We start from the raw sequence: 25,260 nt of genomic DNA, 5'->3' as shown, positions 1-25,260 counted from the left end.
GGCGCATGCCGAGCACGGCGACGGCGGCGGCCAGCGTGAAGAAGACCGTGATCTCCAGGGGGCCTTGGAGGCCGAGTCGCAGCAGCGCGCCGTGCAGGGACTGGTTGGCGAGGTCGTCCGCCCGGCCGCCGAGGCCGACCCCGGCCAGGTGGTGCACCCAGTAGGCGTACGAGTCGTGCGGCATCACCGCCCAGGCGAGCGCGGTGGCGGTGGCGAAGGTGATCCCGGTGCTCGCGGCGGCCCGGCGGCGGCCGGTGAACCACAGCAGCGGCACGAACAGCAGCACGGTCGGCTGGAAGGCCGCGGCGAGCCCTATGCAGACCCCGCTGGCGCGCTCGCCCCGGACCGCGAAGCAGCCCGCCAGGACGAGCAGGACGGGGAGGATGCTGGTCTGGCCCAGATACAGCGTGTTGCGCACCGGCAACGACAGCATCAGCAGGGTGACCGCGACGGGGGCCGCGAGCAATGCCGTGCGGCGGGTGACGGGCTGGGGCAGGGCGCGGGCGGCGACCAGGCCGAGGGCGACGACCAGGAGGAGGGTGCCGAAGGTCCAGCCCCAGCCGAGCGCCTGTTCGGCCGTTCGGGTGAGGGGCTTGAGGACGAGGCCGCCGAAGGGGCTGCCGGTGAACTGCGTGGAGTCGTACAGCGAGCCGTTCACGTGCAGGACGCCGCTGGGCCCGACCCAGGTCTCCAGATCGGTGAGCCGCTCACCCTTGGGCATGCTCAGCACGACCGCGATCTGCCGCACCGCCAGGATCGCGACGAGCAGCCACAGCACGGCTCGTACCGTCCCCAGCCGACCCGCCGTCAGGCCCGCTCCGGCGACACCGTCCGGTCTGCTCCGCTCCGTCGCCACGCGCCGTCGTCCTCCCGCCCGTTGACGTCCCCCGCCGAGAAGGCTCGCACCGTCCCGGTGGTGAGACGCGGGCAACCTCCTCTTCACCGGAGAGCCGCCCCCTGTTCTGTCCCGATGACGATAGTGCGCGGAAGGATGCCCGCACCCTCAAGGCCACGGCGCGGATCACCGATGCTCATCACGGGCGGGGTTGTGACAGGCCACTGACAAACACCTGACAGCATGGCCCCGAGCAGGGCAGCACGTCGGCAGGGCAGCGGGAGGGCACGGGGGATGAAGGGTTTCGTACGGGGGCGTGCGCGTCCGGCGGAGTGGGCGCACGGGAGGCGCAAGGCGCGCGGACGGCTGTCGGTGGTCGTCCTCGCCCTGCTGGGGTTCCAGCTGGCGTCGCTCGTGGCACCGGCGTACGCCTGCGGCTGCGGCGCGATGGTGCCGGACGGCCGGCGGAGCATGTACGTGAACCGCGAGATGTCCGTCGTGCGCTGGGACGGCCGCGAGGAACAGATCGTGATGAGCCTGACGGTCTCCGGTGACGCCCGGACGGCCGCGTGGATCATGCCGGTGCCGAACCGGGCGACGGTGAGGCTCGGCGACGCGGCCGTCTTCGACCGGCTCGACGAGGAGACCGCGCCCGAGTACGCGAAGCGGGAGTACTTCTGGCCGCGTTCCGGCGACTGGCCGTTCGACATGTCCGAGAGCGACGGCACGGCAGGGGGCGCCGCACCCCAGGACCCTCAGTCCTCGGTGGACGTCGTCGGCCGCGAACGGCTCGGTCCGTTCGACGTGGCCCGGCTGACCGCCACCGACTCCGGTGCCCTCGGCGACTGGCTCGACGAGAACGGCTTCGCGCTCCCGGACCGCCTGGACACGGCACTGGAGCCGTACGTCCGGCAGAAGTGGGAGTACGTGGCGATCCGGCTGGCCCCGGAGGACTCCGAGGGCGCCGCCGCCGACCTCCCGCTCTCCGGCACCCTCGACCCGCTGCACCTCACCTTCGCCAGCGACGAGCTGGTCTACCCGATGCGGCTGTCCCGCCTGGCCACCACCCCACAGGCTCTCGACCTGTACGTTCTCGCCGAGCACCGGATGGAGCCCATCTCCGCGATCGGCGGGGACGAGCCGGAGGTGACGTTCGCCGGACGCCTCGGCGCGCCCGTCGGCACGCTCGGCGACCTCACCGGGGGCGGTACGGACTTCCTCACCGCCGTCGAGCAGAGCTTCCCGCAGCCGGAGCGGATCTCCGGCGACCACACGCTGCGGCGGACCGCAGCCGACGACACCTATCGAAAGGTCATCTACGTGGACGAGATGCAGACCCTGTGGGGCATGCCCGAGTGGCTGGTGTGGTTCGGCATCGGCATGGCCGTGCTGGCGATCAAGGCGGTGGCCGTCGCGATCGTGCTCATGCGCAACGCGAAGCGCCAAATGCCGCCCGTACCGCCACCGGGTGCTGCTTTCCCACCGCCGGGCGGGGCCTTCCCGCCGCCGGGCGCCTACCCGCAGGGGGCACCCGGTGCCTACCCACCGGGAACGCCGGGCGCATACCAGCCGGGGTCGCCCGCGGCGCCGGCCGACCCGAAGTCCGGACCGATCGGCTGAACACACCCGGGAACCGCTGACAGAGGGCCTGCCCCGCGCCTATATTCATTAGCGCACCTACTTAGCTGATCTAAGTAACTGTCCTGATGAAAGGCGCGGGAGGCACAGCTTCATGAGCGAGTCGCGGACCTGGGACGATGTCGACACCTACTTCACCACCCACCTCGCCCCGAACGACGAGGCCCTGGAGGCGGCGCTGCGCGACAACGAGGCGGCCGGACTCCCGGCCATCGACGTCGCCGCCAACCAGGGCAAGTTCCTCCATCTCCTCGCCCTGATCCAGGGCGCCCGCCGCATCCTGGAGATCGGCACCCTCGGCGGCTACAGCACCATCTGGCTGGCCCGGGCGCTGCCCGCCGACGGCCGGCTGATCTCCCTGGAGTACAGCGCCCGGCACGCGGAGGTCGCCAGCCGCAACATCGCGCGCGCCGGGCTCGACGACGTCGTCGAGGTACGGGTCGGCCCCGCCCTGGAGTCGCTGCCCAAACTGACCGACGAGAACCCCGAGCCCTTCGACCTGGTCTTCGTCGACGCGGACAAGGCCAACAACCCGCACTACGTGGAGTGGGCCCTCAAGCTCACCCGGGCCGGCAGCGTCATCGTCGTCGACAACGTCGTGCGCGGCGGCCGGGTCGCCGACGCCGACAGCACCGAGCCGGACGTCCGCGGCACCCGGGCCGCCATCGAACTGATCGCCGCGCACCCGAAGTTGAGCGGCACGGCGATCCAGACGGTGGGCACCAAGGGGTACGACGGCTTCGCGCTGGCCCGGGTACTGGAGTGAACCGGGGCCGGCGGGGCGGCGGTTCCCGTCAGGCCTCGTGGTAGAAGCCCACGTTGACACTGCGGGGGCCGGTGCGGTCGTAGATGACGAGTTCGCCGGAGCTGCCGTGCGGGAGCTTCGCCGTGCCGCCGTACGGGAGCGGCGAGGGCTGGTGACCGAGCAGGGTCAGCCGCACCTCGGAGGAGGGGTCGGCGTGCGAGCCTCGCAGCCAGGTGACCTGCCAGCTCCCGTCGGGGGCGCACAGGAACTCCAGATGCACCCGGGAGACGAAGAGCCAGTCGTCCGGTGTCGCGAGCCGGCATACCGCCCGATCGCGGCCCACCCGGAGCACGCCGCCCGGCTCGCTGGGCGCGTCGGCCATCTGCATGCCGGCCGTCGCCCCGGCGTCCGCCTCGGAGACCGAGGCCATGGTGAGTTCGAGCACGTACCGCTCCTAACGGGTCAAACTCCAATTGTCGCTGCGCACGGCACGTTTGGCGTGCCGCCGCCGCATGATAATTCGCCGGATCGTCCTGCTGTGCGGGCTCCGGCACAATGGACGCATGACCGAGCGAAAGCCCCCCGGTGTCAGCTTCGAGTCCTTCGTCGACAAACAGATCCGCGACGCGGAGGCGCGCGGCGACTTCAAGACCCTCCCCGGCGTGGGCCGGCCGCTGCCGGACGACGACACGACCTACGACGAACTCTGGTGGATCAAGCGGAAGATGGCCCGCGAGGGTCTGTCCGTCCTGCCGCCGACACTCGCCCTGCGCAAGGAGGCGGAGGACGCCCTCGCGACCGCCGTCGAGGCCCCTTCCGAACACGCCGCCCGCAAGATCATCACCGAGATCAACGTCAAGATCCGCGAAATGATGTTCAAGCCGCCACCGGGACCGCCACTGGGTCTGAAGCCGTACGACGTGGAAGAGGTCGTACGGGAATGGGCCGCGCGCCGGGCGGGCGGACAGGACGCCCGGTAGCCCGGGGAGTACCGACACATGAGACCGCGCCCCGGGGCACGACCCGGGGCGCGGTCTCGTTCGTGTGCCGCTGGCGGCGTCAGATCCGCAGCAGGCGTTCGGTCAGCTCTCGGTAGTCGCGCAGGGCGAGGCGGAGCTGTTCGGTGTCGGTGGTGGACGCGCGGTCGTCCGCGGTGGTCTGCCAGGAGGTACGCAGGGTGCGGCGCCGCTGGGTCACCGCGTCGGTGAAGCGGGCGGTGACCTCTTCGAGAACGTGGTCGGCCTCCTCGACGGCGGACCGGGGCTCGTCGACGAACTCGCCGACCGCGTGATGCATCCGCGACGTCAGCTTGTCGCACTCGTCGTGCGGCAGGGGCGGGGAGCCGGCCGCGGAGCCGCCTGTGGTGGAACCCGTCGTACGTCGGTCCTCGCGGCTTTCGCCGAAGCCCGGTGTCCCGCCGTCGCCACGGCCGGCCGTTCGGCCGGCCGACGTGTCATGGCCCGCCACCACGGCCGCACGGGTGCCGGTCGTGCCCGCGGAGGGCGTACCGGTGGTGTCGGTCGTGCCTGCGGAGCCGGTGGTGTCGGTCGCCCCGGTGCCCGGCGCGAGTCCGCTTCCCTTCGCCCCGTCGCGCCTCACGTCGGCTTCCCGCGCCCCGCGGATGCGGTCGCCCCTCGTCACGTCGTCAGTCATCCCCCTCAACTCCCCTTCGCGTGGCGCCTCGTGGGCGCCCATGGCAGATGGGACCGGTGACGGCCGTCGGCAGCCGTACCGTTGCGCTCGTCGCGTCGCGCCGTGCCGTCGTGGGCCGGGTTCTCGCGCCCGGCGGTACCCTCACGGTCCGCCCGCGCGTCCCGGCGGTCCGGTGTCACCAGGTCCTCGAACAGGGCGCGGGCCTCGATCATGGCCTCGCGCATCTCCTCGGTCCCGGTACCGGGACCGGCGCCCGCGCGGCCCTGGCCCGTGTCGCCGGTGGTGTGCGCCGCCAGGTGCACCCGGCGGTAGCCGTGCACATGGTGGGCGTGATGGACGGAGAGCGCCTCCAGTTGGGTCTCGTAGTGGCCGTCGTCCGGGAAGCCCCGGGCCCCGGCCACCTCGGAGAGCAGCCGGTCCGCCTCGGCGACCGCCTCACGGGGCGAGTCGACGAAGCGTTCCTGGGCGGCCGCCCAGCGGGACTCGTACTGTTCGCGCTCGGCGGTCGGCAGCGGCCGCTTCTCCAGCGAGCCGTGCCGCTTCACCCGCTCCGCGAGTTCCCGGGCGGCTGCCCTCTCGTCGCCGTCATGGCGGCTCACGGTCCGGTCGTACTCGGGTCCGAAACGCCGCTTCAGCGATCCGCCGCCACCCGTACCCGCACGGGCGCGCCGGGTCAGGACGGCCGCCACAACAACCACGACCGCCACGATCACGATCAAAGCGATGATCAAGCCTGTGGACATGAATGCCTTCCAGAGTCCTCGGCCCAGGCGTCTCGCCCCATCGGGCCGTTTCGCACCGGGTTGCCCGAACCCGTTCGTTCAAACGGCAAGCGCACGGAAGAGGACAGTGGAAGAAGGACGCGGGAGAAGGACGACGGCGGAATTCGTTTGCGGGCCACCCGCCCCCGCTCCCGACAATGACCGCCATGACCCGCATGAACCGCATGAACCGCGAGAGCCGCACGACCCGCACGACCCGCTCACCCCGCGTGACGACCGTCTGGTCCGTGGACGAGGAGCCCTACGACTCGCCTGTCGCCGCCGCGCTCTGGCGGGCGTACTACACGGAGGTCAGCGACCGCTGGTATCTGCTGCACGAGGGACACACCACGGACCCTGACGAGCTGGAGCGGGAGATCGCGGCGGACACCGGGGCGTACCTGGCGCCGCCGGACGGCGTGCTGCTGGTGGCGCGGTACGGGGGCGAGCCGGTCGGCACGGCGGGGGTGCGGCTGACGGACACCGCGACGGCCGAGCTGAAGCGGGTCTTCCTGTTGCCCGAGGCCCGCGGCAAGGGCGGTGCCGCACTCCTGGTGACGGCGGCCGAGAACACGGCCCGCGCACTCGGCGCCGAACGGATCGTCCTCGACACCCGCGGCGACCTGGTCGAGGCCCGCGCGCTCTACGCCCGGCTCGGTTACGAGAAGAGCGCCCCGCACAACGACCACGAGTACGCGGACCACTGGTTCACGAAGAGACTGGCGTAGACGTGGGAGCCGCAGGGGGCGTGGGCGGCGTACCGGAGGTCGTCGTGGCCGGTGGCCGTCGGGTGATCGCTCCGTCGTCGTGCGGGCGTTCCGCGTCCGAGCCGCACAGCTCGGCGTTGAGTTCCTCGACGAGACGGACGAGGTCGGTGGAGCGGTCGGGGCCCCACCAGTCGCCGAGGAGTTCGGCGAGCGATTCCTCGCGGGCCTTGGCCAGGTTGTCGGCGGCCTCGTGGCCGGTGTCGGTGAGGACGAGGTCGATGCCGTCGCGGCGGGCGAGGCGGCGCTCCTCGACCTGCCGGGTCGCGGCCATGATCATGTCGAGCGGGACGGTACTGCGTTCCGCGAGCACGGCCGGTTCGGCCCAGCCGTACCGCCGGATCCGCAGCAGCAGCCAGCTCGTGGCGGGCAGCAGGTCGTAGCCGGCCCGTGCGGTGATCCTCCGGTAGACGTCGCGGCGGCCCTCCCTCGACCCGAGCACCGACAGCGCCCGGCACACCTCGTCGTGCGACGACCGCTCGACCGGGTTGCTGGCGAGCGTCTCCGTGGCGTCGGGCGCCGTCACGGAGGCCCGCAGCCGGTCCTCGCGCAGGAACCAGGCGAGGACGAAGCCGAGGAGGGCGACCGGGGCCGCGTAGACGAAGACGTCGGTGATGGAGGACGCGTACGCGTCGAGGACGGACGGGCGCAGCGCGGCCGGGAGTTCGGCTATCTCACGCGGGTCGGCCTTCAGCCCGTCCACGCTCACGCCGGACGGGAGCTGGGCCCCGTCGAGCGCGTCCGTGAGCTTCTCGCCGAGGTGCCCGGCGAAGACCGTGCCGAAGACGGCCACGCCGAACGAGGCGCCGATGGAACGGAAGAAGGTCGCGCCGGAGGTGGCGACGCCGAGGTCCTCGTAGGGGACCGCGTTCTGCACGACGAGGACGAGGACCTGCATGACGAGGCCGAGCCCGAGTCCGAAGACGAAGAGGTAGGCGCTCATCTCGCCGTTGCCGCTGTCCGCGTCGAGCTGGTGCAGAAGCAGCAGGCCGAGCGTGGTGACCCCCGTGCCGACGACGGGGAACACCTTCCAGCGGCCCGTACGGCTGACGATCTGCCCGGAGACCGTCGAGGACAGCAGCAGCCCGAACACCATCGGCAGCATGTGCACACCCGACATGGTCGGCGACACACCATGCACGACCTGCAGGAACGTCGGCAGGTAGGTCATCGCGCCGAACATCGCGAAGCCGACGACGAAGCTGATCACGGCGGAGAGGGTGAAGGTACGGACGCGGAACAGCTTGAGGGGCAGGACGGGTTCGGCGGCCCGCCGCTCGACGGCCACGAAGACGACGACGAGCAGCACGGCCAGTACGGAAAGGCCGATGATCTGCGGCGAGTTCCAGTCCCAGGTGGTGCCGCCGAGGGAGGCGACCAGGACCAGACAGGTGGCCACGGAGGCGATGAGGAAGGTGCCGAGGTAGTCGATGACGTGGCGCTCCGCCTTGCGCGGGATGCGCAGCACGGCGGCGATGACGAGCAACGCCACCGCTCCGACCGGCAGGTTGACGTAGAACACCCAACGCCAGCTCAGATGCTCGGTGAACAGCCCGCCGAGCAGCGGCCCGAGCACACTCGTCGCACCGAACACCGCGCCGAACAGCCCTTGGTAGCGCCCGCGTTCGCGCGGCGGGACGAGATCCCCGACGATCGCCATCGACAGCACCATCAACCCGCCGCCGCCGAGCCCCTGCAGGGCCCGGAACCCGATCAACTGGGGCATGTTCTGTGCCATTCCGCACAGCGCCGACCCGATGAGAAAAATCACGATCGCCGTCTGGAAAAGCCTCTTGCGGCCGAACTGGTCGCCGAGCTTGCCCCACAGCGGTGTCGCCGCGGTCGCGGCCAGCATGTACGCCGTGACCACCCACGAGAGGTGTTCCAGCCCGCCGAGGTCGCTCACGATCGTCGGCAGCGCCGTCGACACGATCGTCTGGTCGAGCGCCGCCAGCAGCATGCCCAGCAGAAGGGCCCCGATGGAGACCATCACACCACCGGGCACCCCTTCGGCGACGGGCACGCCCTGGCCACGGGGGCCGTCAGGGGGCGTGCGTCCGGCGGGGGCGTCGGTGCCGGCGGTGGTCTGCGCGGTGCCCGTGTTCGCGCTGCCGGCGTCGGCGTCGGCGGGCTTCGTGGGCTCCTTGCCGTCGTCGGCGGCGGCGTGGCCGGTGTCGTCGGTCATGCAGACCTCCCGAGGGCCCGAGGGTCTCGTACAGCGTCCCCAGTTTCCTCTTCCTCCGTTTCCATTCCATCGTGGTCGGTGTGACCGGTTATGGCCTGTCGAGCCGTTCCGGAACCTGTGATTCCCGGGGAGCCTGGGAGATTCTGTGGCGACCGTTTGCTTAAACTCTGGAGTCTTCGCGGGGAGGAACGACACGTGAGTGGACCGACCAGCCACATATGCCCGGAATGCTTCACACCCCGGGCCTCGGACGGCACGCCGTCCTGCGCGTGCGGCCGCCGCGCGTCCGAGGCCCTTCTCGAAACCCGTACGGCCGAGGCGGCGGCCGCGGAGGACTTCGACCCCCTCCGGATACGCCCGTACGTGGAGCTGGGTGACGAGAACGACGGGCCGGGCGGATCCGCGCCGGGCGGGCCGGGACCCGATCAGACCTCGACGATCGCCATGCCGGTGACCACGGCGGCGACGGCGACCGGGCCGGAGGCGACGGACGTACGGATGTTCGAGCGGCGGGGCGGGGGCCCGCCCGGATCCGACACTCCGAGCGCATCGAGTACGCCTAGCACGTCGAGTACGTCGAGTACGTCGAGCGCCGCTTCGACCCGGCCGCTGTTCTCGGCCCCGGCATCGCCCTCGCCGTACGCGTCGCCTCCCTCGGCCCGGTCGGCCTCGGGTGCCATGCCGACCACCCCCACGCCCTTCGCGTCGCCGGCCGCTTCCGCCGCTCTCTCCACCTCACTCTCCTCCCCGTCAGCGCCACGCTCCGGACGTCGACGCCGCCGCCGTGCGGGGCTCGTCGTCGCCCTCGCCGGGACCGCCGCCGCGGGGGTGATGGCTGCCGCCGGGTTCGCGAGCGGCCTGTTCTCGTACGACACCCCCGAGCGGGACCGCGCGCTGCCGGACGACCTGCGGGCGAGCGCGCCGGACACGTCGCCGGACGGGGAGGCCTCGCCGGTGGAGCCGTCCGGGGAGGGCGGGGGCGGTGCACCCGCACCGGCTCCACCGGGTGGCAGCGCAGCGTCGCCGAGCCCCACGAAGAGCCCGTCCCCTTCTCCTTCGCCGTCACAGGCATCCGGCTCGCCGTCGCCGTCCGCCTCGCCCGACCCGACACAGAGCGCGCCCAGCGCCGGCGCGTCCACCGGCTCGTCGGCAGCCGGCTCGGACGAGTCGGACGACAGCCGGCTCGTGGTACCCAAGACGCTCCGCCTCGGCGACGACGACCCCGAGGTGACCGAACTCCAGCTCCGGCTGCGCCAGCTGGGCCTCTACAACGGCGACATCGACGAGAGCTTCGACAGCCAGGTCGAACAGGCCGTCCTCGCCTACCAGACCAGCCGCGGCATCACGAAGGACAGGGAGGAGCCGGGCGTCTACGGCCTGGTCACCCGGGAGCAGCTGGAGTCCGAGACGAAGAGGCCGTGACCGACGGGGTCGACGCGCGCCGACGAGGTCGAGCGCGGCCGACACGGGGCTGCACGCGGGTGACCGGGGCCGGACGCGGCCGGCAGGGGTCGGCCCGCGCCCCCTCCTCTCGCGTGATGCAGGATGAGGCCATGAGCATCGTCAAGATCAATGTCCTCTCGGTCCCGACCGAGCAGCGCGAGGTGCTGGAGAAGCGGTTCGCTTCCCGTGCCGGGGTGGTCGAGAGTTCGGACGGCTTCGAGTGGTTCGAGCTGCTGCGTCCCGTCGACGGCACCGACAAGTACCTCGTCTACACCCGCTGGCGCGACGAGGACGCCTTCAAGGCGTGGATGGAGGGCCCCATGAAGCAGGCCCACCAGGGCGGCGGCGACCGTCCCAAGCCGGCCGCCTCCGACTCGAACGTCTGGACGTTCGACGTCCTCCAGCAGACGGGCCCGAAGACCGGGTCCTGACACCCAGCACCCCGAGCACCTGCAGCGCCTCCATCGCCCCCGCCCGACGGCCGCACAACTGCCGCCGGGCGGGGGCGAACCGGTATCGGGGCGAGGGCCCGGTGTCGTCCCGGACACACCCTCGCGGCACCTGGTCACCCCCGCCCGATCCCATAAGTACCCACCTTTTTGTGGGTACTTGGCGGACGGCGACTGTCGGGCGACCCTTGTGTCGAGGGCGCGGCCGAAGGGTCGCGTGGCACCGGCCAGGGGACGGAAGACGAACGCGATGACGAAATGATGATGACGTGAGGGTGCGGGTGCGGGAGACGGATGACGTGAGGGTTCAGGAGGCGGATCGGGACACGGCCTCGTTCTCGGCCTCGTTCTCGGCCTCACCCTCACCGTCGACCCGGACGAGCGTCTCCAGGCGTCGGTGCCCCCAGTCCGACAAGGGCCCCAGCGCCTCGGAGAGTTCGCGGCCGAACGGGGTCAGGGAGTACACGGTCTTCAGCGGCAGCACGTCGTGCACCTCCCGGTGCACGAGCCCGTCGGTCTCCATCTCGCGGAGCGCCTGAGTCAGCACCTTCTCGCGGAGGCCCGGCAGCATCCGGCGCAGCTCACCCGGGCGGTGCGGGCCGGACTCCAGCATCCAGAGCAGCGACGTCTTCCACTTTCCCTCGATCACGGTGATCGCCGCGGTCACCCCGCAGACATTCGGGTCCTGGGCACGCTTGCGCGACATCCTCGCTCCCCCCTCGCCCTGTTCGTCGCGAACCAACAAACCGACCAATTTCCCACAGGAGTTACTGAGCCATGCCCGCACACACCGAACAGCCCACCACCGGCACCGGCGCGACCACCCCCACTCCCACCGTCACCGTACTCGGCCTGGGTCCGATGGGCCGTGCCCTCGCCGGCGCGTTCCTGGACGCCGGACTGCGGACCACGGTCTGGAACCGTACGCCGGGCCGGGACGGGGAGTTGGCCGCGCGGGGCGCGGCCCGCGCCGGGTCTGCCGAGGAGGCTGTGGCCGCGAGCGCGCTGACCGTCGTCTGCGTGGTGAACTACGACGCCTCGGACACGATCCTGCGAAGCCCGGCGGTCACCGAGGCACTCAAGGGCCGCACGGTGGTCAACCTGACCGCCGACACCCCGGACCGGGCCCGCTCCACCGCCGGCTGGGCCGCCGAGCACGGCGTCGACTACCTGGACGGGGCGATCATGACGCCGACTCCGACCATCGGCACCCCGGACGGCGTGTTCCTCTACAGCGGCCCCGAGGACCTCTACCGCGCCCACCGGCCCGTCCTGGACGCGCTGAGCGGCACCCACACGCACCTCGGCGAGGACATCGGCCGGGCGGCGACGTACGACATCGCGCTGCTCGACCTCTTCTGGACCGCGATCGCCGGCTACACCCACGCCCTGGCGCTGGCCCGTGCGGAGGGGGTCGGTGCGCGGGAGCTGACCCCGTTCGCCCAGGGGATCGCCGCGATCCTCCCGCCGCTCTTCGAGGCGGGCGCGGAAGAGGTCGACAGCGGCCGGCACTCCGGTGAGGGCAACCCGCTCACCTCTGCCGTGTCGACCATGGCGCACATCATCCAGGTCTCCGAGTCCCACGGCATCGACGCCGGCGTCATGCGGTCGGCCGAGGGCTTCGCCCGCCGCGCGATCGCCCAGGGCCACGGCACCGACGGCTTCACCCGGCTGACGGACGTCCTCGCCAACCACTAGCCGGTCCCCACCGCCCGACGATCCCGGAACGACGCCACCGGCCCCACCCACCGACCAGCCCAGGGGAAGCAGCACCGACCCGAACAGGCACCGCCGACCCACATCGACCCGCCATCCAGGGAGAGCAGCACCGGCCCACATCGACCCGCGATCCCGGGGGAAGCGCACCGACCCAAGGAGGCAACGCCGGCCCACATGGACCGGCCCTCCCAGGCGAGGCAGCCCCGGGCCCAGCAGGCACCGCCGGCCCACATCGACCCGCTGCCCCGGGCAGGCGGCACCAGCCCGCCAACCGGCCGTCCCTGCATGACGGCGCCGCCCCCACCGCACCGAGCCATCCCGGGGGCGGCGCCGGCCCTCGATGACCGGCCGTCCGGGGAGACGGCGCCCCGCCGTCTCCCCGTCAGCCGCTCACATGCAGCCGGACCGTCCCGTCCTCGGCGACCTCGACCCGCACCGCCGTCAGGTCGGGCACCACCACGTCCGGGCCGTGGGACCGGGCCCGCTCCCCGATCCCCACGACCCGCATCCCCGCGGCGCGCCCCGCCTCGATCCCCGCCTCGGAGTCCTCGAAGACGACGCAGTCCTCGGGCGGGACGCCCAGTTCCGCGGCCCCCTTCAGGAAGCCCTCGGGGTCCGGCTTGCTCGCGCCGACCGACTCGGCGGTGACGCGCAGGTCGGGCAGCGCCAGCCCGGCCGCGGCCATCCGTGCCGTGGACAGCGCGACGTCCGCCGAGGTCACGAGGGCGTGCGGCACACCGCCGGCGACGAGGGACGCGAGGAACTCCGGCGCGCCGGGTATCGGGACGACGCCGTCCACGTCGGCGGTCTCCTCGGCCAGCATCCGCACGTTGTCCGCGAGGTTCTGCTCCATGGGCCGGCCGGGCAGGAGGACCGCCATCGTGGCGTACCCCTGGCGGCCGTGTACCACCTTCATGATCTCGGCGCCGTCCAGCCCGTGCCGCTCGGCCCAGCGCCGCCAGACGCGTTCGACGGCGGCGTCCGAGTTGACGAGGGTGCCGTCCATGTCCAGCAGGAGGGCGCGGGCGGTCAGAACGGTGGTGGCCGTCATCAGCAGCTCCAAGGCGCGAAAACAGGGGGGCCGCGGACGGTCGGACCCGGCGAGGCGGCCCGCAGGGACAAGGCGGCCCCGCCCACCGGTCAGGGAATGCGGGCGGGAGCCACTTTGTTTCTCTACGGTACAAAACAAACGGGGGCGCCGCCACCCCCTCACTCATCCCGCCACGGCCTCCCACAGACTCCACACACCGAGCCCCACCATGAGCACGGCGGCGACCTGCGTGATCAGCTTCAGCGGCACCCGCTTCATCAGCGCCTTGCCGCCGACGATGCCGAGCCCCGCCACGGCCCACAGCGCGAGGACCGCCCCGAGCCCGACGGACAGCGGATCGTCGTACCGGGCCGCGAGGTTCGCCGTCATGATCTGCGTCAGATCCCCGAACTCGGCGACCAGGATGAGCATGAAACCCGCCCCCGAGACCTTCCAGAAGCTCTGGTTCTCGGGCCGCCGGATCTCCGCGTCGTCGTCGGCCCCGCCCTTCGTCATGAGCAGCACCGCCGCGCCGCCCAGGAACAGCACACCCGTCAGCGCGTGCAGGATCTGCTGCGGCAGCAGGGTGAGGACACTGCCCGCCGCCACCGCGAGCGTGACGTGCACGGCGAACGCGGCGGCGACCCCGGCGAAGACGTACGAGGCGCGGTAGCGGGTGCCGAGGACGAGACCGGCGAGCGCGGTCTTGTCCGGGAGTTCGGCGAGGAAGACGACGCCGAAGACGAGCGCCGTGACACTGAAGCTGATCAAGTTTCCTCAATCGGTCGGGCCACCCCACCGAGAGAATCATCCACTGACGCGACACCTCGGCACGGCAGCACACGGATCGTCCGCGCCGGACGGCACGGACGGTGCACTGCTTGCCGAAGGTCTCGCTGGCCGGTCCCGATCAACAGGACCCGCCCCCGGGCGCCGGCTCAGACGAGCTGAGCAGTATGTCGACGGTCCGGCGAAGAGCTACTCCCCTTCTGCGGGGTCCATGGTACGTGGCGCCCCTGGGGGGCGGGGTCGCCGGGGTTGCGCAGGCGGATGCGGGTGGGTGAGTGGACGGGTGCCGGTCACACGGTTCCCCCACCCCCGCGGGCCGAAGGGCACGGGCACATCCCCTGCTTCGCAGGGGCGCGGGGAACCGCGCGGGGAACCGCGCGAGCAACCACAACGCACCCGTATCCGACTCACAGCCGCGGCACAGTCGCGCCACAGGCGGGCATCCGCTTGGCTCTCCGGCGGCACAATCACGACCGCAACCCTTGTCGTGTCATGCGCACGTCACTAGCTTCTCACCAGACGAACATCCGCCGGTAACACAGCGGCGCGACCCTTCAATCGCTCGCGCCCCAACGCTCCGCCCAACGCCCCCGGCCTCACAAGGAGTTCACATGCGCAGGTTCTACGCGCGTCGACGAGTCAGCATACTCGCCGCGCTCAGCGGATTGATAGCCTCCGTCGCGCTCTTCAACGCTCCCACCGCCTCCGCCGCGCTCCCCACCCCGGTCAGCGCCGCCACCGCCCGCTCCTACCTCGCCACCCTGACCGTGGCGACCGAGGACCGCACCGGGTACGACCGGGACCTGTTCAACCACTGGATCACCATCAGCGGCACCTGCAACACCCGCGAGACGGTCCTCAAGCGCGACGGTACGAACGTCGTCACCAGCTCCGCCTGTGCCGCCACCAGCGGCAGCTGGTTCTCCCCGTACGACGGCGCCACCTGGACCACCGCCTCCGACCTGGACATCGACCACCTGGTGCCGCTGGCCGAGGCCTGGGACTCCGGCGCCGACGGCTGGACCAGCACCCAGCGCCAGAACTTCGCCAACGACCTCACCCGCCCGCAGCTCATCGCCGTCACGGACAACGTGAACCAGGCGAAGAGCGACCAGGACCCGGCCGAGTGGATGCCCTCGGTCACGTCCTACCGCTGCACGTACGTCCGCGCCTGGGTCCAGGTGAAGTACTACTACGACCTCTCCGTCGACTCCGCCGAGAAGAGCGCGCTCACCAGCTACCTCGCGAGCTGCTGAACCGCCTGTCCGACGAACAGCCGAACGGCACCGGCCGCTGAACCCGGCAGAGTGCTGAACCGGCCGACAAAAGTGGTCCCGGACCTCCCCGTTCCCCTCCGTCGTTCCGTACCGTACGGGGCGACGGAGGAAGGTGATCGCGATGACCGGGCTGCGCCTGGGACCACTGCTTCGCTATGTGGACGGCTCGTCCGCGACCGTGTGGGTCGAGGCGAGCCGTCCGTGTCTCGCCGAGGTGCGGTGCGCCGGCGGCGGGCGCGGCCAGGCCCGCACCTTCCAGATCGCGGGCCACCACTACGCGCTGGTCCCGGTGACGGGCCTCGCACCGGGCACGACCTCGGCGTACGAGGTCCTGCTCGACGGCACGCCCGTGTGGCCCCTGCCCGACTCCTCCCACCCGCCCTCCGAGATCCGCACCCCGGCCGAGGGCGACACCGTCCGGGTCGCCTTCGGCTCCTGCCGCTGGGCCGCGCCGCCCGCCGGCGAGCCGGACCCGGTGGGCCCCGACGCCCTGGACACCCTGGCGGCCCGGCTGGCCGCCGACCCGGGGGCCGAGCGCCCCGACGTGCTCCTCCTCCTGGGCGACCAGGTCTACGCGGACGAGACCTCCAAGGCCACCCGCCAGTGGCTCGCCGCCCGCCGGGACCTGGCCGACCCGCCGGGCGACCAGGTCGCGGACTACGAGGAGTACACGCACCTCTACTACGAGTCCTGGCTCGACCCCGAGATCCGCTGGCTGCTCTCCACCGTCCCCAGCTGCATGATCTTCGACGATCACGACGTGATCGACGACTGGAACACCAGCGAGGCCTGGCTCAACGGCGTGCGGGCCACCCCCTGGTGGCGCGAGCGCATCCTGAGCGGCCTGATGTCGTACTGGGTCCACCAGCACCTCGGCAACCTCTCCCCCGCCGAACTGGCCGCCGACCCGCTCCACGCCGCCGTACGCGCCACCCCGGACGGTACGGACGCGCTGCGCGCCCATGCCTCCCAGGCCGACCAGGACCCGGCCTCGGTCCGCTGGAGCTACCGGCGGGACTTCGGACGCGTACGGGTGCTGATGCTCGACAGCCGGGCCGCGCGCGTCCTCGACGAGCGGAACCGCTCGATGCTGGACCCCGGCGAGGCGGAGTGGCTGCGCACCCAGGCACTGGACGCGCGCGGCTCGTACGACCATCTCCTCATCGGCACCTCCCTGCCCTGGCTCCTGCCCCACCTCGTGCACGACGCCGAGTCGTGGAGCGCCGCCCTGTGCCGGGGCGAGCGGGGGGAGCGCTGGGCGCGGTTCGGGGAGAAGCTGCGCCAGGGCGCGGATCTGGAGCACTGGGCGGCCTTCCCCGACTCCTTCGAGGACCTGACCCGACTGATCGCCGAGGCGGGCTCGGGCGCCGACGCCCCGGCGACCGTACTCGTGCTCTCCGGGGACGTGCACCACGCGTACATCGCCGAACCGTCGTGGCCGAAGGACGCCCCCGACGGCGGCGCCGGGCATCGCGGAGGTCCCGACGCCCGCGTGCTCCAGCTCACCTGCTCCCCCGTGCACAACTCCATCCCGCTCTCGATAAGGCTCGGCTTCCGCTTCGGCTGGAGCGGGACGGGGCGGGCCCTCGGCCGCTGGTTCGGACGGCACGGGCGGGGTGCGCGGCCGTCGATCGACTGGCGCCGCACGGCCGGCCCCTGGTTCGGCAACCACCTCATGACGCTGACGCTGCACGGCCGTTCGGCACGGCTGCGGCTGGACCGCGCGCGGGCACGCAAGGACGACAGGGGAGAGCTGGAAACGGGAATGGATTCGACGCTCACCCCCTGATCCACCCCTTGCGTCCGGTTGTTTCCCCTGGTGTCCGAGATGCTCGTGAGGCACCCCACACCTGGCGCGCCCGATGGGTTTCAGAGCTCTGTTCCCGTGACGTACGGCGGCATGATGAGGCGGACCGTCCGCTTCCCGGCGGGCGGTCCGCCGCGCCGCGCCCCACGATGCGCCCCACACGCACGGGAGTTACCCCCTTGTCCGATTTTCCAGGGATCAGTGACATCGGCATCGCTCTCGTCGGCGCCGGCCCGCGCGGCACCAGCGTCCTGGAACGCATCTGCGCCTCCGCCCCCGAACTGCTCCGCCCCGGCACCCGCCTGACCATCCACGTCGTCGACCCCGCACCGCCGGGCCCCGGACAGGTCTGGCGCACCGCCCAGTCCCCCCACCTGCTGATGAACACGGTGGCCTCCCAGGTCACCCTCTTCACCGACGACAGCGTGGACTGCTCGGGCCCGATACGCCCGGGACCGAGCCTGTACGAGTGGGCCACCGGCGGGAAGAGGAAGTCGGACGGGTCGCATCAGCCGGGCGGCTCGGACGAGTTGGGGCCCGACGACTATCCGACCCGGGCCCAGTACGGCCGCTATCTGGAGTGGGTCTTCGCCGAGGTGGTGCGCGCCGCGCCGCCCGGGATCCGGGTCGAGGTGCACGCCACCCGGGCGGTCCGCCTGGATGACGCGCCCGAGGGCGGCCAGCGGCTCACGCTCGCCACGGGCCGGGTGCTCAGCGGCCTCGCCGCCGTCGTCCTCACCCAGGGCCACCTGCCCACCGTCCCGGACCGGACCGAGCGGGACCTGACCGCGTACGCCGCCCGGCACGGCCTACGCCACGTCCCGCCCGCCAACCCGGCCGACCTGGACCTCTCCCCCGTCGCTCCGGGCGAACCCGTCCTGCTGCGCGGTCTCGGTCTCAACTTCTTCGACCACATGGCCCTGCTGACGACCGGCCGGGGCGGCCACTTCGTACACGACGACGAGCAGGAGGGCGGCAAGGACGGCCGGAAGGACGACGGGAAGGGGGCCCTGCGGTACGTCCCCTCCGGCCACGAGCCACGTCTGTACGCAGGTTCCCGGCGCGGCGTCCCGTACCAGGCACGCGGCGACAACGCCAAGGGCCCCTACGGCCGTCACACCCCGCTCGTCCTGACCCCCGAGGTCATCGCGGCCTTCCGTAAACGCGCGGACTCCGGCGAGGCCCCCGACTTCCTGGCGGAGATATGGCCGTTGGTGGCGAAGGAGGTCGAAACGGTCTACTACGAGGGAGTGTTGGGGTCGGCGGCGACGACGGCTTCGGCGACGGGTCACGGCACCCGAAGCAGCTCTCGTAGCGGCTCCCGGGGCGCCTTCCGGGGCGACTTCCGGGGCGACTTCCGGGGCGACTTCCGAGGCGTTTGGCTCGGTGGTCCCCGAAGCGTTTCGCCCGGTGGCTCCCGAAGCTCTTCGCCCGGCGGCTCGCCGGGCACTTCGCGTGGCGGTCCGCCGTACGACCCGTTTCGTGTGCCGTCGTGCGACCTCTTCGGCGACGCCTTCATCGACAACGCCTCTCACGGCCCCTCCCTCACCCCTTTCCGTGACCGCTTTCTCGCCGCCCCCCACCGTTCGCCCCAGGAGACCGCCGTCCTCGACGCGTTCGGGGTGGCGGAGGCGGACCGGTGGTCGTGGGACCGGGTCCTGCGGCCATACGCGGAGCGGGGGTTCGCGGACACCGAGGAGTGGCGTCGGTGGCTGCTGGGGTATCTGCGGGAGGACGCGGCCCAGGCGGCGCTCGGGAACGTCGAGGGGCCGGTGAAGGCCGCGCTGGACGTACTGCGGGACCTGCGGAACGAGGTGCGGCTGATCGTGGACCACGGCGGGCTGGCGGGAGTGTCGCGCCGGGAGCATCTGGACCGCTGGTACACGCCGTTGAACGCGTTCCTGTCGATCGGCCCGCCCCGCAGGCGTATCGAGGAGATGTCCGCGCTGATCGAGGCGGGCGTACTGACCGTGCTCGGCCCGCGGCTGGAGGTGCGGCCGGAGAACGGGGCCTGGCTGGCCCGTTCGCCCGAGGTGCCGGGGTCGGCGGTCCGGGTGACGACGGTCGTCGAGGCCCGCCTCCCCGAACCGGACCTGCGCAGGACCGCCGACGATCTGCTCGCCGGACTGCTGAGGGCGGGAGGGTGCCGCCCGCACCGGGTGGACGGGTACGAGACGGGCGGTCTGGACGTGACATCTCGCCCCTATCACCTGATTGACCGTCAAGGTGCCGCGCACACAAGGCGGTTCGCCTTCGGGGTGCCCACGGAGGGCGTGCACTGGGTGACGGCGGCGGGCGCCCGGCCAGGGGTGGATTCGGTCACGCTTTCGGACGCGGATGCCGTGGCGCGAGCGGTCCTACGTGCGACGACACCTGAAAACGCCCCTCAAGTACAGGTAAGGAGCTGGCCAGATGTTGAACTTGCAAGCATCGATTAGGTCTGCCTAACGTGGATGACTCATCGGTAATAACCGTCCCCACCGGTCCCTCGGGACCGAGTCACTACCGAAGGAGTCCCCCACCATGACCGGACGCCTCAACAGCGCCCAGCCATACGTCCTCGGACTGTTCCGCATCGTCATCGGCCTGCTCTTCATCTGCCACGGCGCCCAGAAGCTCTTCGGCCTGCTGGGCGGCGCCGACGGACAGGGCGGCACCGTCGCCGCCGGCACCTGGCCCGGCTGGTACGCGGCGGTCATCGAACTCGTCGGCGGCTCCCTGGTCCTCCTCGGCCTCGGCACCCGCGTTGCGGCGTTCATCGCCTCGGGCGCCATGGCCTACGCGTACTTCAAGGTCCACCAGCCGCAGGCGCTGTGGCCGGTCGAGAACGGCGGCGAGGGCGCGGCCCTCTACTGCTGGGCCATGTTCCTCCTGGTTTTCACCGGCTCCGGCGCACTCGGCCTCGACCAGCTCCTCTCCAAGCGCCAGGCCGCGTCCACGGGCAAGGCCACCACGAGCAAGGCCCCTGTGGCGGCCTGACCCACCCCGGTCGCCACCGCCACGAACGGGCCGCCGGGGGCACGACTCGCCCCCGGCGGCCGCACCCGCTCCCCCATCCCCTCCCTCACCCGACCTCTCTCGGCGCGCTGTCCGAATGAACACGGTGTGACAGACACATGAGCCCCTGTGAGCCTTGTGTCATACCCGGGGCGTACGCTGATCGGCTGTCACGGGTCACCGTGCCGTCGGGGGAAAACAGGGAGTGCTCGGTGCTTGAGAGTCTGGGTTGGCTGGCCGCCGGCCCATGGATCTACGCCGTCGTGGGCGTGTCCATCATGTTGGACGTGTTCCTCCCGGTCCTCCCGAGCGGCGTCCTGGTCGTCGCGGTGGCCACGGCGGCCGCGGCCGAGACCGCGGCGGGCGCGATGGTCCGCGAGGTCCCCGACATCCTGGTGCTGATGCTCTCGGCGGCGACCGCGTCCGTGGTCGGTGACCTGGTGGCCTACCGCCTTGCCTGGCGGGGCAGCGCCCGGCTCGACCGCGCCATCGCCCGCTCCCGACGCCTGACGACCGCGCAGGAACGTCTCGGCGCCGCGCTCGCCCGGGGTGGCGGTCTCCTGGTGGTCGTCGCCCGCTTCGCCCCCGCGGGCCGTTCCGTCGTCTCCCTCGGTGCCGGTGCCGCCCGACATCGCGCCCGCGACTTCCTCCCCTGGTCCGCTCTCGCCGGCCTCGCCTGGGCCGCCTACAGCGTCGCCCTCGGCTATCTCGGCGCCCAGTGGCTCGGCCCGACCTGGCTCGCGACGGCGGTGTCCTTGGCGGCCCTCTTCGGCGCGGGCGCGGCAGCGGCATACTTCATGCGCCACCCACGCACCGCCGGCTGACCCGACGCGGGCCGACTCGGGGGTGCGTTCTTCGGGTGCGGGTGGGTGGAGCTTCTCGCGCAGTTCCCCGCGCCCCTGAAAGACCAGGCCCCCGCGGGCCTGAGAAGCAGGGGCGCAGCCCCTGCTTCTCAGGGGCGCGGGGAACTGCGCGACCAGCCCCCACCCGCCCGCACCCGAAGAGCCCACCCCCGGGGGTCGAAGGGGCAGCGCCCCTGGGGGATGGGACGGGTAGGGGCGGCGGGGGCGAGGAAACTACCCGGCCCGGTGAGCGCCACCCCTGACCTCCAGCCCATCCAACAACTCCGCCGTGGCCGCCGCGATCACATCCACCGCGTGATCGAACACCTCACGATTGTGGGCGGCGGGCGCACGGAACCCGGAGACCTTACGGACGTACTGGAGGGCGGCGGCACGGATGTCGTCCTCGGTGGCCTCCTCGGGCAGGACGGGCGGTCGAAGGGTCTTGATGCTGCGGCACATGACCCCAGTCTCGCGCGTACGCCCGCACAACCCCAGGCCGACGGCCCAGGTCACCGCCCTTCCCAAGCAGTTCCTTGGGTGTCGGGAAGGTCCCCCGAGGATTGACTCCGCCCTCCACCCCTTGTGATCATCACCGAGGCCGGCTCGACCCACCCGGCGGAAACGAGGGGACCATGACGAACGATCGGCTCACGGTGGCGGTACTGGGCCCGGGCGGGGTGGGCGGACTCCTCGCCGCGCTCCTGGCCCGCGCCGGGAACCGCGTGATCTGCCTGGCCGGGGAGGCCACCGCACAGGCCCTGGAGAAGGACGGCATCCAGGTGGCGAGCGCCCGCTTCGGCGAGTTCACCGCCCGCGTGGAGACCGCGACGGAACTCGGCGAACCGGTCGACGCGGCCCTGATCGCGGTGAAGCACACCGCCCTGCCGACCGCCCTGGACCGGCTCCCGGCGGCGGCCCTGGGCCCCGACACCCTGGTCGTACCGTTCCTGAACGGCGTCGAGCACCCGGCGGCCCTGCGCGCCCACTACGGCGGGACCGTCCCCGTCGCCCCCGCCACCATCCGCGTGGAGTCGACCCGGGTGGCCCCGGGCGTCATCGAGCACGGCAGCCCCTTCGCCGAGGTCGACCTGACCGGCGACTCGGTCCCTCCGGGCCGCCTCAACTCCCTTGCCGGAGCACTGGAATGGGCCGGCGTGGGCACCCGCGTCCTGCCCGACGAGACGGCGGTGCTGTGGGCGAAGATGTCGTTCCTGGCCCCGTTCGCCCTGCTGACGACCCGCCACGGCCTGCCCCTCGGTGAGATCCGCACGCGGCACCGCGAGCAACTGACCGCCCTGGTGGAGGAGACGGCGGCGGTCAGCGGGGCCGCCGGCGCCCCCGTGGACCCGGCCGAGGCCCTCCGCCGCTACGACGCCTTCCCGCCCACCACCAGGTCCTCCATGCAACGCGACGCGGAGGCCGGCCGCCCCCTCGAACTGGACGCGATCGGCGGCGCGCTGCTCCGCGCGGCCGAGCGACACGGCGTACCGACACCCGTGGCCACCGACGTGGTGGCGGAACTGCGGGCAGCAGGCCACTGAAGGAGCCCTGGGCCCCGGATCCGGCCGGGTCCGGGGCCCAGGCTCCTACACCGCCCGCACCCCGCCCCCCACCCGCACCGCGTGCCGGGCCACCGTGTCCGCGAAGGCGCGGGCCGGTGGTGACAGCGCCTCCCAGCGCCGTACGGCCCATCCGACGGTGAGCGGGGGCAGATCGGGGACCGGGACGAAGCGCAGCCCGGGGTGGCCGGGTCCGGTCCAGCCCGGGAGCGCGGGGACGACGGCGTGGCCGACGCCGAGTTCGGTGAGGAGGATCGCGGTGTCCCAGTCGGCGACACCGGCACCGGAAGGGCTGACGGAGATTCCCAACTCTCGGTAGGCGGCGTCGAGATGGGCGTACGAGGTGGAGTTCTCCGGCAGTCCGATGAGCCGCATCCCGTCCAGCTCGCCGCCCTCCACCCGCTCCCGCCCGGCGAGTTCGTCGTCGGCGCGGACGGCGAGCACCCAGGGCAGCTCCGCCACGGCCCGCTGCTCGATGCCGCGGACGGCGGGCCCGAGGGTCACCCACGACAGGTCGAGGTCCCGGGACGGGTCGGCCAGCGCGTCGCGGCACCCGGCGCTAGACCGCACGGTCTGGAACTCCAGGCCCACGTCCGGGTACGAGCGCCGGAAGTCGACGATGCCCTGTGCCATGAAGTGCCGCACGGTCGTACCGCCGGTCGCGATCCTTACGACACCGCCGTCGCCGCGCACCATCTCGGCCAGTCGGCGCAGCGCGAGGTCCAGCCCGGTGATGCCCTCGGCCGCCGCCTCCTGGAGCACCCGCCCGGCCCGGGTCGGCACGACTCCGCGGGCCTGCCGCTCCACCAGCCCGACGCCGACCTCCCGTTCCAGCCGCCGTACGTGCTGGCTCACCGCCGACTGGGTGCAGCCCAGCTCACGGGCCACCGCGCTCAGGCTCCCGGCCCGGCAGACGGCGACGAAGACACGGAGATCGTCGAGGGTCACGGAGCGAAGATACCCAAGGTCGAGCTTGGGTACGGGCCCCACCCCCAAGGGCTTCCCTCCTCTCGATCACCCCTTCGAATGAAGCAGGGCCCGAAGTGACAGAAGGAACTCGCATCCCAAAATCGAACAGGCGTACCATTGCCGGGTGGCTAAGACCTATGACTTTCCCAGCGACCTCCTCGCCGGTCAGGAGGAGCTGCATCAGGTCCGGGCCGAGCTCCTGGCACTGCTGAAGCGGCTGCCCTGGTCGGTCGAACCCCTGGACGCCTTCAGTGACGACAACGGCTGGCGGAAGGTCGAGCGCCCCGCCTCCCCGGGCTGGACCCCCGACGAGCAGGCCGAGGTGGAGAAGCTCCGCGAGCGCGAGCGGGAACTGGCGGTCTTCGTGAGCTGTCACCGCTTCTGGGCGGACGTCGCGACCGAGGAGAAGGTCGAGGCCCGCACCCGCCTGAAGCACGCCCACGGTTCCTGACACACGCGGGACCGACGAGCGAACCCCTGACACGCGAAGACCCCGGCCGTCGTGGCCGGGGTCTTCGTCTCGGTGGGCATGGACGGTTTCGAACCGCCGACATCCTGCTTGTAAGGCAGGCGCTCTACCCCTGAGCTACACGCCCGAGTACGAGTCGACAGCCTACATCGCGCGAGGGAGTGCCCGGCAAACCGATAACCGGGGGTTATCCCCACCCCTGTTCCGGGAGCGGCCCGGATCCCCCTCGAGCCGCCCGCTCCGTACGGTCGAAGCACAGCGGACGACAGGGGAGATCGCCATGGCACGCACGGCTCGTACGGCTCGCAGGTCACGCACGGGAGCGGTGGCCGTCGCCGGTCTCGCCGTCGCGCTCATGGCATCCGTCGCCGCGTGCGGGGCGGACGCCGGGGAGGACCGGGACCCGGAACACCGGAGCTTCGCCCTGGAGGGCCGGACACTCACGGTCGACTCGGACGACTCCGCGCTCGAACTGGTCGCGGCGGACGTGGACGAGGTGAAGGTGACCCGGTGGTTCGAGGGGCGGGTCATGGTCGGCGGGAAGCCGCGGGTGACCTGGGAGATGAAGGACGACCGGCTGAAGCTGCGGGTGGAGTGCTCCGGCATGGTCGCCGACTGCGCGGCCAGGCACCGGATCGAGGTACCGCGCGGGGTCGCCGTCGCCGTGCGGAGCGACGACGGGAGCGTGGCCGCCAAGGGCTTCGCGGAGCCGCTGGAGGTCCGGTCGGCCGACGGGGCCGTGCGGGTCAGCGACTCCACCGGGCCGCTGGAGCTGCACACCGACGACGGTTCGGTGCGCGCGCTCGGTGTCGAGTCGCGGAGCATCAGGGTGAGCACGAAGGACGGTTCGGTCAAGCTCGAACTCGGCGTCGTGCCGGACCGGGTGGAGTCCCGCAGCGACGACGGCTCGATCAGCATCGGGCTGCCGCGCGACACGTCGTACCGGGTGGAGACCGGCAGCGAGGACGGTTCCGTGGAGGTGTCGGTGCCCCGTGACGAGGACAGCGCCCACGTGGTGACCGCCCACACGGAGGACGGCTCGGTCAAGGTACGGAACGTGGGCTGAGAACCGTCCGGGAAGCTCGAACCGATCGACCCGTGTTTTCGTCCTTGACCGGTGGGAGAATGGCACCGGTCAGGGTGGATGACAGCACGGGAGAGGGAAGTGACGGCGACACCTGCAGAGCCGTACACGCCGATTGTGCCGAGCGCACAACAAACCCACAGCCGTGCACCACGACCAGCCGACGACCCCGCGCCGCCCCTCCCGGACGGCTCCACGCCACCCCTGCCGGACGGCCCCGCGCCACCCCTGTCCCACCGCCC

26 protein-coding genes and 1 tRNA gene are annotated in these 25,260 nt (G+C 72.0%); 15 read left to right on the top strand and 12 right to left on the bottom strand.

All coding sequences use genetic code 11. The annotated features are described in order from the left end of the window. Positions 1-856, bottom strand: an 856-nt coding sequence (locus tag AWZ10_RS19570) for a glycosyltransferase family 87 protein (RefSeq protein ID WP_159058302.1), incomplete at its 3' end; no start/stop codon positions are given. Between the two features lie 273 nt (positions 857-1,129). On the opposite strand from AWZ10_RS19570, the gene AWZ10_RS19565 reads away from it, so the two are divergent. Together AWZ10_RS19565 and AWZ10_RS19560 are read left to right on the top strand one after the other, a co-directional pair. Next, a complete protein-coding gene (locus tag AWZ10_RS19565; RefSeq protein ID WP_060891690.1) occupies positions 1,130-2,455 on the top strand; it encodes a DUF2330 domain-containing protein in 1,326 nt (441 codons plus the stop codon). Positions 2,456-2,567: 112 nt separating this feature from the next. Beyond that, positions 2,568-3,239 (top strand): O-methyltransferase, encoded by a 672-nt coding sequence (locus AWZ10_RS19560; protein ID WP_046706739.1) that lies wholly within the window; start codon positions 2,568-2,570, stop codon positions 3,237-3,239. Positions 3,240-3,267: 28 nt separating this feature from the next. On the opposite strand, the gene AWZ10_RS19555 is transcribed toward AWZ10_RS19560, so the two are convergent. Next, positions 3,268-3,663, bottom strand: coding sequence for an FHA domain-containing protein (locus AWZ10_RS19555; RefSeq protein ID WP_005478697.1), 396 nt, complete (start codon positions 3,661-3,663; stop codon positions 3,268-3,270). A gap of 118 nt (positions 3,664-3,781) precedes the next feature. Here AWZ10_RS19555 and AWZ10_RS19550 point away from each other — a divergent pair, with 118 nt between their 5' ends. Beyond that, positions 3,782-4,198 (top strand): DnaJ family domain-containing protein, encoded by a 417-nt coding sequence (locus AWZ10_RS19550; RefSeq protein WP_046706738.1) that lies wholly within the window; start codon positions 3,782-3,784, stop codon positions 4,196-4,198. Between the two features lie 79 nt (positions 4,199-4,277). Here AWZ10_RS19550 and AWZ10_RS19545 read toward each other — a convergent pair whose 3' ends face one another. Further along, on the bottom strand, positions 4,278-4,871 hold the full coding sequence (locus tag AWZ10_RS19545) for a hypothetical protein (protein WP_060891689.1): 594 nt from the start codon (positions 4,869-4,871) through the stop codon (positions 4,278-4,280). Between the two features lie 5 nt (positions 4,872-4,876). Continuing rightward, on the bottom strand, positions 4,877-5,614 hold the full coding sequence (locus AWZ10_RS19540; protein WP_046706736.1) for a hypothetical protein: 738 nt from the start codon (positions 5,612-5,614) through the stop codon (positions 4,877-4,879). Between the two features lie 176 nt (positions 5,615-5,790). Here AWZ10_RS19540 and AWZ10_RS19535 point away from each other — a divergent pair, with 176 nt between their 5' ends. Further along, positions 5,791-6,360, top strand: a complete 570-nt coding sequence (locus AWZ10_RS19535; protein WP_408995966.1) for a GNAT family N-acetyltransferase — start codon at positions 5,791-5,793, stop codon at positions 6,358-6,360. On the opposite strand, the gene AWZ10_RS19530 is transcribed toward AWZ10_RS19535, so the two are convergent. Next, positions 6,341-8,386, bottom strand: coding sequence for an MDR family MFS transporter (locus AWZ10_RS19530; protein WP_240439678.1), 2,046 nt, complete (start codon positions 8,384-8,386; stop codon positions 6,341-6,343). The two genes, AWZ10_RS19535 and AWZ10_RS19530, sit on opposite strands and share 20 nt — an antisense overlap. A gap of 620 nt (positions 8,387-9,006) precedes the next feature. Then, positions 9,007-9,777, bottom strand: a complete 771-nt coding sequence (locus AWZ10_RS51540) for a hypothetical protein (RefSeq protein ID WP_159058301.1) — start codon at positions 9,775-9,777, stop codon at positions 9,007-9,009. On the opposite strand from AWZ10_RS51540, the gene AWZ10_RS19520 reads away from it, so the two are divergent. Together AWZ10_RS19520 and AWZ10_RS19515 are read left to right on the top strand one after the other, a co-directional pair. Continuing rightward, positions 9,767-10,003, top strand: a complete 237-nt coding sequence (locus tag AWZ10_RS19520; RefSeq protein ID WP_046706733.1) for a peptidoglycan-binding domain-containing protein — start codon at positions 9,767-9,769, stop codon at positions 10,001-10,003. The genes AWZ10_RS51540 and AWZ10_RS19520 overlap by 11 nt on opposite strands. Before the next feature lie 131 nt (positions 10,004-10,134). Then, positions 10,135-10,455: an antibiotic biosynthesis monooxygenase family protein gene (locus tag AWZ10_RS19515; RefSeq protein ID WP_046706732.1), complete on the top strand. Its 321-nt coding sequence runs from the start codon at positions 10,135-10,137 to the stop codon at positions 10,453-10,455. 325 nt (positions 10,456-10,780) lie between these two features. Here the strand turns inward: AWZ10_RS19515 and AWZ10_RS19510 are convergent, their stop codons facing one another. Then, a complete protein-coding gene (locus AWZ10_RS19510) occupies positions 10,781-11,179 on the bottom strand; it encodes a winged helix-turn-helix transcriptional regulator (RefSeq protein WP_060891686.1) in 399 nt (132 codons plus the stop codon). Between the two features lie 71 nt (positions 11,180-11,250). Here AWZ10_RS19510 and AWZ10_RS19505 point away from each other — a divergent pair, with 71 nt between their 5' ends. After that, entirely contained in the window at positions 11,251-12,171 is a 921-nt protein-coding gene (locus AWZ10_RS19505) for an NAD(P)-dependent oxidoreductase (protein ID WP_060891685.1), read from the top strand. A gap of 403 nt (positions 12,172-12,574) precedes the next feature. On the opposite strand, the gene AWZ10_RS19500 is transcribed toward AWZ10_RS19505, so the two are convergent. After that, positions 12,575-13,243, bottom strand: a complete 669-nt coding sequence (locus tag AWZ10_RS19500) for an HAD family hydrolase (protein ID WP_060891684.1) — start codon at positions 13,241-13,243, stop codon at positions 12,575-12,577. Between the two features lie 162 nt (positions 13,244-13,405). Continuing rightward, a complete protein-coding gene (locus AWZ10_RS19495) occupies positions 13,406-13,993 on the bottom strand; it encodes a TMEM165/GDT1 family protein (protein WP_046706728.1) in 588 nt (195 codons plus the stop codon). A gap of 629 nt (positions 13,994-14,622) precedes the next feature. Between AWZ10_RS19495 and AWZ10_RS19490 the strand changes: the two genes are divergently transcribed. The 5 genes from AWZ10_RS19490 (at position 14,623) to AWZ10_RS19470 (ending at position 20,916) form a co-directional block, all read left to right on the top strand. Continuing rightward, positions 14,623-15,267: an HNH endonuclease family protein gene (locus AWZ10_RS19490; protein WP_060891683.1), complete on the top strand. Its 645-nt coding sequence runs from the start codon at positions 14,623-14,625 to the stop codon at positions 15,265-15,267. A gap of 142 nt (positions 15,268-15,409) precedes the next feature. Continuing rightward, on the top strand, positions 15,410-17,077 hold the full coding sequence (locus AWZ10_RS19485; RefSeq protein WP_060891691.1) for an alkaline phosphatase D family protein: 1,668 nt from the start codon (positions 15,410-15,412) through the stop codon (positions 17,075-17,077). A gap of 167 nt (positions 17,078-17,244) precedes the next feature. Further along, positions 17,245-19,533, top strand: coding sequence for an FAD/NAD(P)-binding protein (locus tag AWZ10_RS53755; RefSeq protein WP_060891682.1), 2,289 nt, complete (start codon positions 17,245-17,247; stop codon positions 19,531-19,533). A gap of 85 nt (positions 19,534-19,618) precedes the next feature. Then, complete coding sequence (locus AWZ10_RS19475; RefSeq protein WP_046707808.1) at positions 19,619-20,074, top strand: DoxX family protein; 456 nt, start codon at positions 19,619-19,621, stop codon at positions 20,072-20,074. A gap of 230 nt (positions 20,075-20,304) precedes the next feature. Next, complete coding sequence (locus tag AWZ10_RS19470; RefSeq protein WP_060891681.1) at positions 20,305-20,916, top strand: DedA family protein; 612 nt, start codon at positions 20,305-20,307, stop codon at positions 20,914-20,916. A gap of 252 nt (positions 20,917-21,168) precedes the next feature. Here the strand turns inward: AWZ10_RS19470 and AWZ10_RS19465 are convergent, their stop codons facing one another. Next, entirely contained in the window at positions 21,169-21,396 is a 228-nt protein-coding gene (locus tag AWZ10_RS19465; RefSeq protein ID WP_046709704.1) for a DUF2277 domain-containing protein, read from the bottom strand. A 173-nt stretch (positions 21,397-21,569) separates the two neighbouring features. Between AWZ10_RS19465 and AWZ10_RS19460 the strand changes: the two genes are divergently transcribed. After that, positions 21,570-22,478 (top strand): ketopantoate reductase family protein, encoded by a 909-nt coding sequence (locus tag AWZ10_RS19460; RefSeq protein ID WP_046709702.1) that lies wholly within the window; start codon positions 21,570-21,572, stop codon positions 22,476-22,478. Positions 22,479-22,523: 45 nt separating this feature from the next. Here the strand turns inward: AWZ10_RS19460 and AWZ10_RS19455 are convergent, their stop codons facing one another. Continuing rightward, positions 22,524-23,444: a LysR family transcriptional regulator gene (locus tag AWZ10_RS19455; protein WP_046709703.1), complete on the bottom strand. Its 921-nt coding sequence runs from the start codon at positions 23,442-23,444 to the stop codon at positions 22,524-22,526. 145 nt (positions 23,445-23,589) lie between these two features. On the opposite strand from AWZ10_RS19455, the gene AWZ10_RS19450 reads away from it, so the two are divergent. Then, a complete protein-coding gene (locus AWZ10_RS19450; RefSeq protein ID WP_037704489.1) occupies positions 23,590-23,916 on the top strand; it encodes a hypothetical protein in 327 nt (108 codons plus the stop codon). A gap of 73 nt (positions 23,917-23,989) precedes the next feature. On the opposite strand, the gene AWZ10_RS19445 is transcribed toward AWZ10_RS19450, so the two are convergent. Continuing rightward, positions 23,990-24,061: transfer RNA gene (locus tag AWZ10_RS19445), tRNA-Val, on the bottom strand. A 153-nt stretch (positions 24,062-24,214) separates the two neighbouring features. Between AWZ10_RS19445 and AWZ10_RS19440 the strand changes: the two genes are divergently transcribed. After that, positions 24,215-25,000 (top strand): DUF4097 family beta strand repeat-containing protein, encoded by a 786-nt coding sequence (locus AWZ10_RS19440; RefSeq protein WP_046709701.1) that lies wholly within the window; start codon positions 24,215-24,217, stop codon positions 24,998-25,000. The last annotated feature ends 260 nt before the right edge of the window (positions 25,001-25,260 follow it).

The organism is Streptomyces europaeiscabiei, assembly GCF_001550375.1.
Classification (GTDB): Bacteria; Actinomycetota; Actinomycetes; order Streptomycetales; family Streptomycetaceae; genus Streptomyces; species Streptomyces europaeiscabiei.
This window is presented reverse-complemented; position numbering and strand designations above follow the sequence as displayed.

Coding starts and splice junctions, on each gene's coding strand:
- AWZ10_RS19565 (WP_060891690.1), top strand. CDS start 1,130: ATGAAGGGTTTCGTACGGGGGCGTGCGCGTCCGGCGGAGTGGGCGCAC.
- AWZ10_RS19560 (WP_046706739.1), top strand. CDS start 2,568: ATGAGCGAGTCGCGGACCTGGGACGATGTCGACACCTACTTCACCACC.
- AWZ10_RS19550 (WP_046706738.1), top strand. CDS start 3,782: ATGACCGAGCGAAAGCCCCCCGGTGTCAGCTTCGAGTCCTTCGTCGAC.
- AWZ10_RS19545 (WP_060891689.1), bottom strand. CDS start 4,871: ATGACTGACGACGTGACGAGGGGCGACCGCATCCGCGGGGCGCGGGAA.
- AWZ10_RS19540 (WP_046706736.1), bottom strand. CDS start 5,614: ATGTCCACAGGCTTGATCATCGCTTTGATCGTGATCGTGGCGGTCGTG.
- AWZ10_RS19535 (WP_408995966.1), top strand. CDS start 5,791: ATGACCGCCATGACCCGCATGAACCGCATGAACCGCGAGAGCCGCACG.
- AWZ10_RS19530 (WP_240439678.1), bottom strand. CDS start 8,386: ATGGTCTCCATCGGGGCCCTTCTGCTGGGCATGCTGCTGGCGGCGCTC.
- AWZ10_RS19515 (WP_046706732.1), top strand. CDS start 10,135: ATGAGCATCGTCAAGATCAATGTCCTCTCGGTCCCGACCGAGCAGCGC.
- AWZ10_RS19510 (WP_060891686.1), bottom strand. CDS start 11,179: ATGTCGCGCAAGCGTGCCCAGGACCCGAATGTCTGCGGGGTGACCGCG.
- AWZ10_RS19505 (WP_060891685.1), top strand. CDS start 11,251: ATGCCCGCACACACCGAACAGCCCACCACCGGCACCGGCGCGACCACC.
- AWZ10_RS19500 (WP_060891684.1), bottom strand. CDS start 13,243: ATGACGGCCACCACCGTTCTGACCGCCCGCGCCCTCCTGCTGGACATG.
- AWZ10_RS19490 (WP_060891683.1), top strand. CDS start 14,623: ATGCGCAGGTTCTACGCGCGTCGACGAGTCAGCATACTCGCCGCGCTC.
- AWZ10_RS19485 (WP_060891691.1), top strand. CDS start 15,410: ATGACCGGGCTGCGCCTGGGACCACTGCTTCGCTATGTGGACGGCTCG.
- AWZ10_RS53755 (WP_060891682.1), top strand. CDS start 17,245: ATGCGCCCCACACGCACGGGAGTTACCCCCTTGTCCGATTTTCCAGGG.
- AWZ10_RS19475 (WP_046707808.1), top strand. CDS start 19,619: ATGACCGGACGCCTCAACAGCGCCCAGCCATACGTCCTCGGACTGTTC.
- AWZ10_RS19465 (WP_046709704.1), bottom strand. CDS start 21,396: ATGTGCCGCAGCATCAAGACCCTTCGACCGCCCGTCCTGCCCGAGGAG.
- AWZ10_RS19460 (WP_046709702.1), top strand. CDS start 21,570: ATGACGAACGATCGGCTCACGGTGGCGGTACTGGGCCCGGGCGGGGTG.
- AWZ10_RS19440 (WP_046709701.1), top strand. CDS start 24,215: ATGGCACGCACGGCTCGTACGGCTCGCAGGTCACGCACGGGAGCGGTG.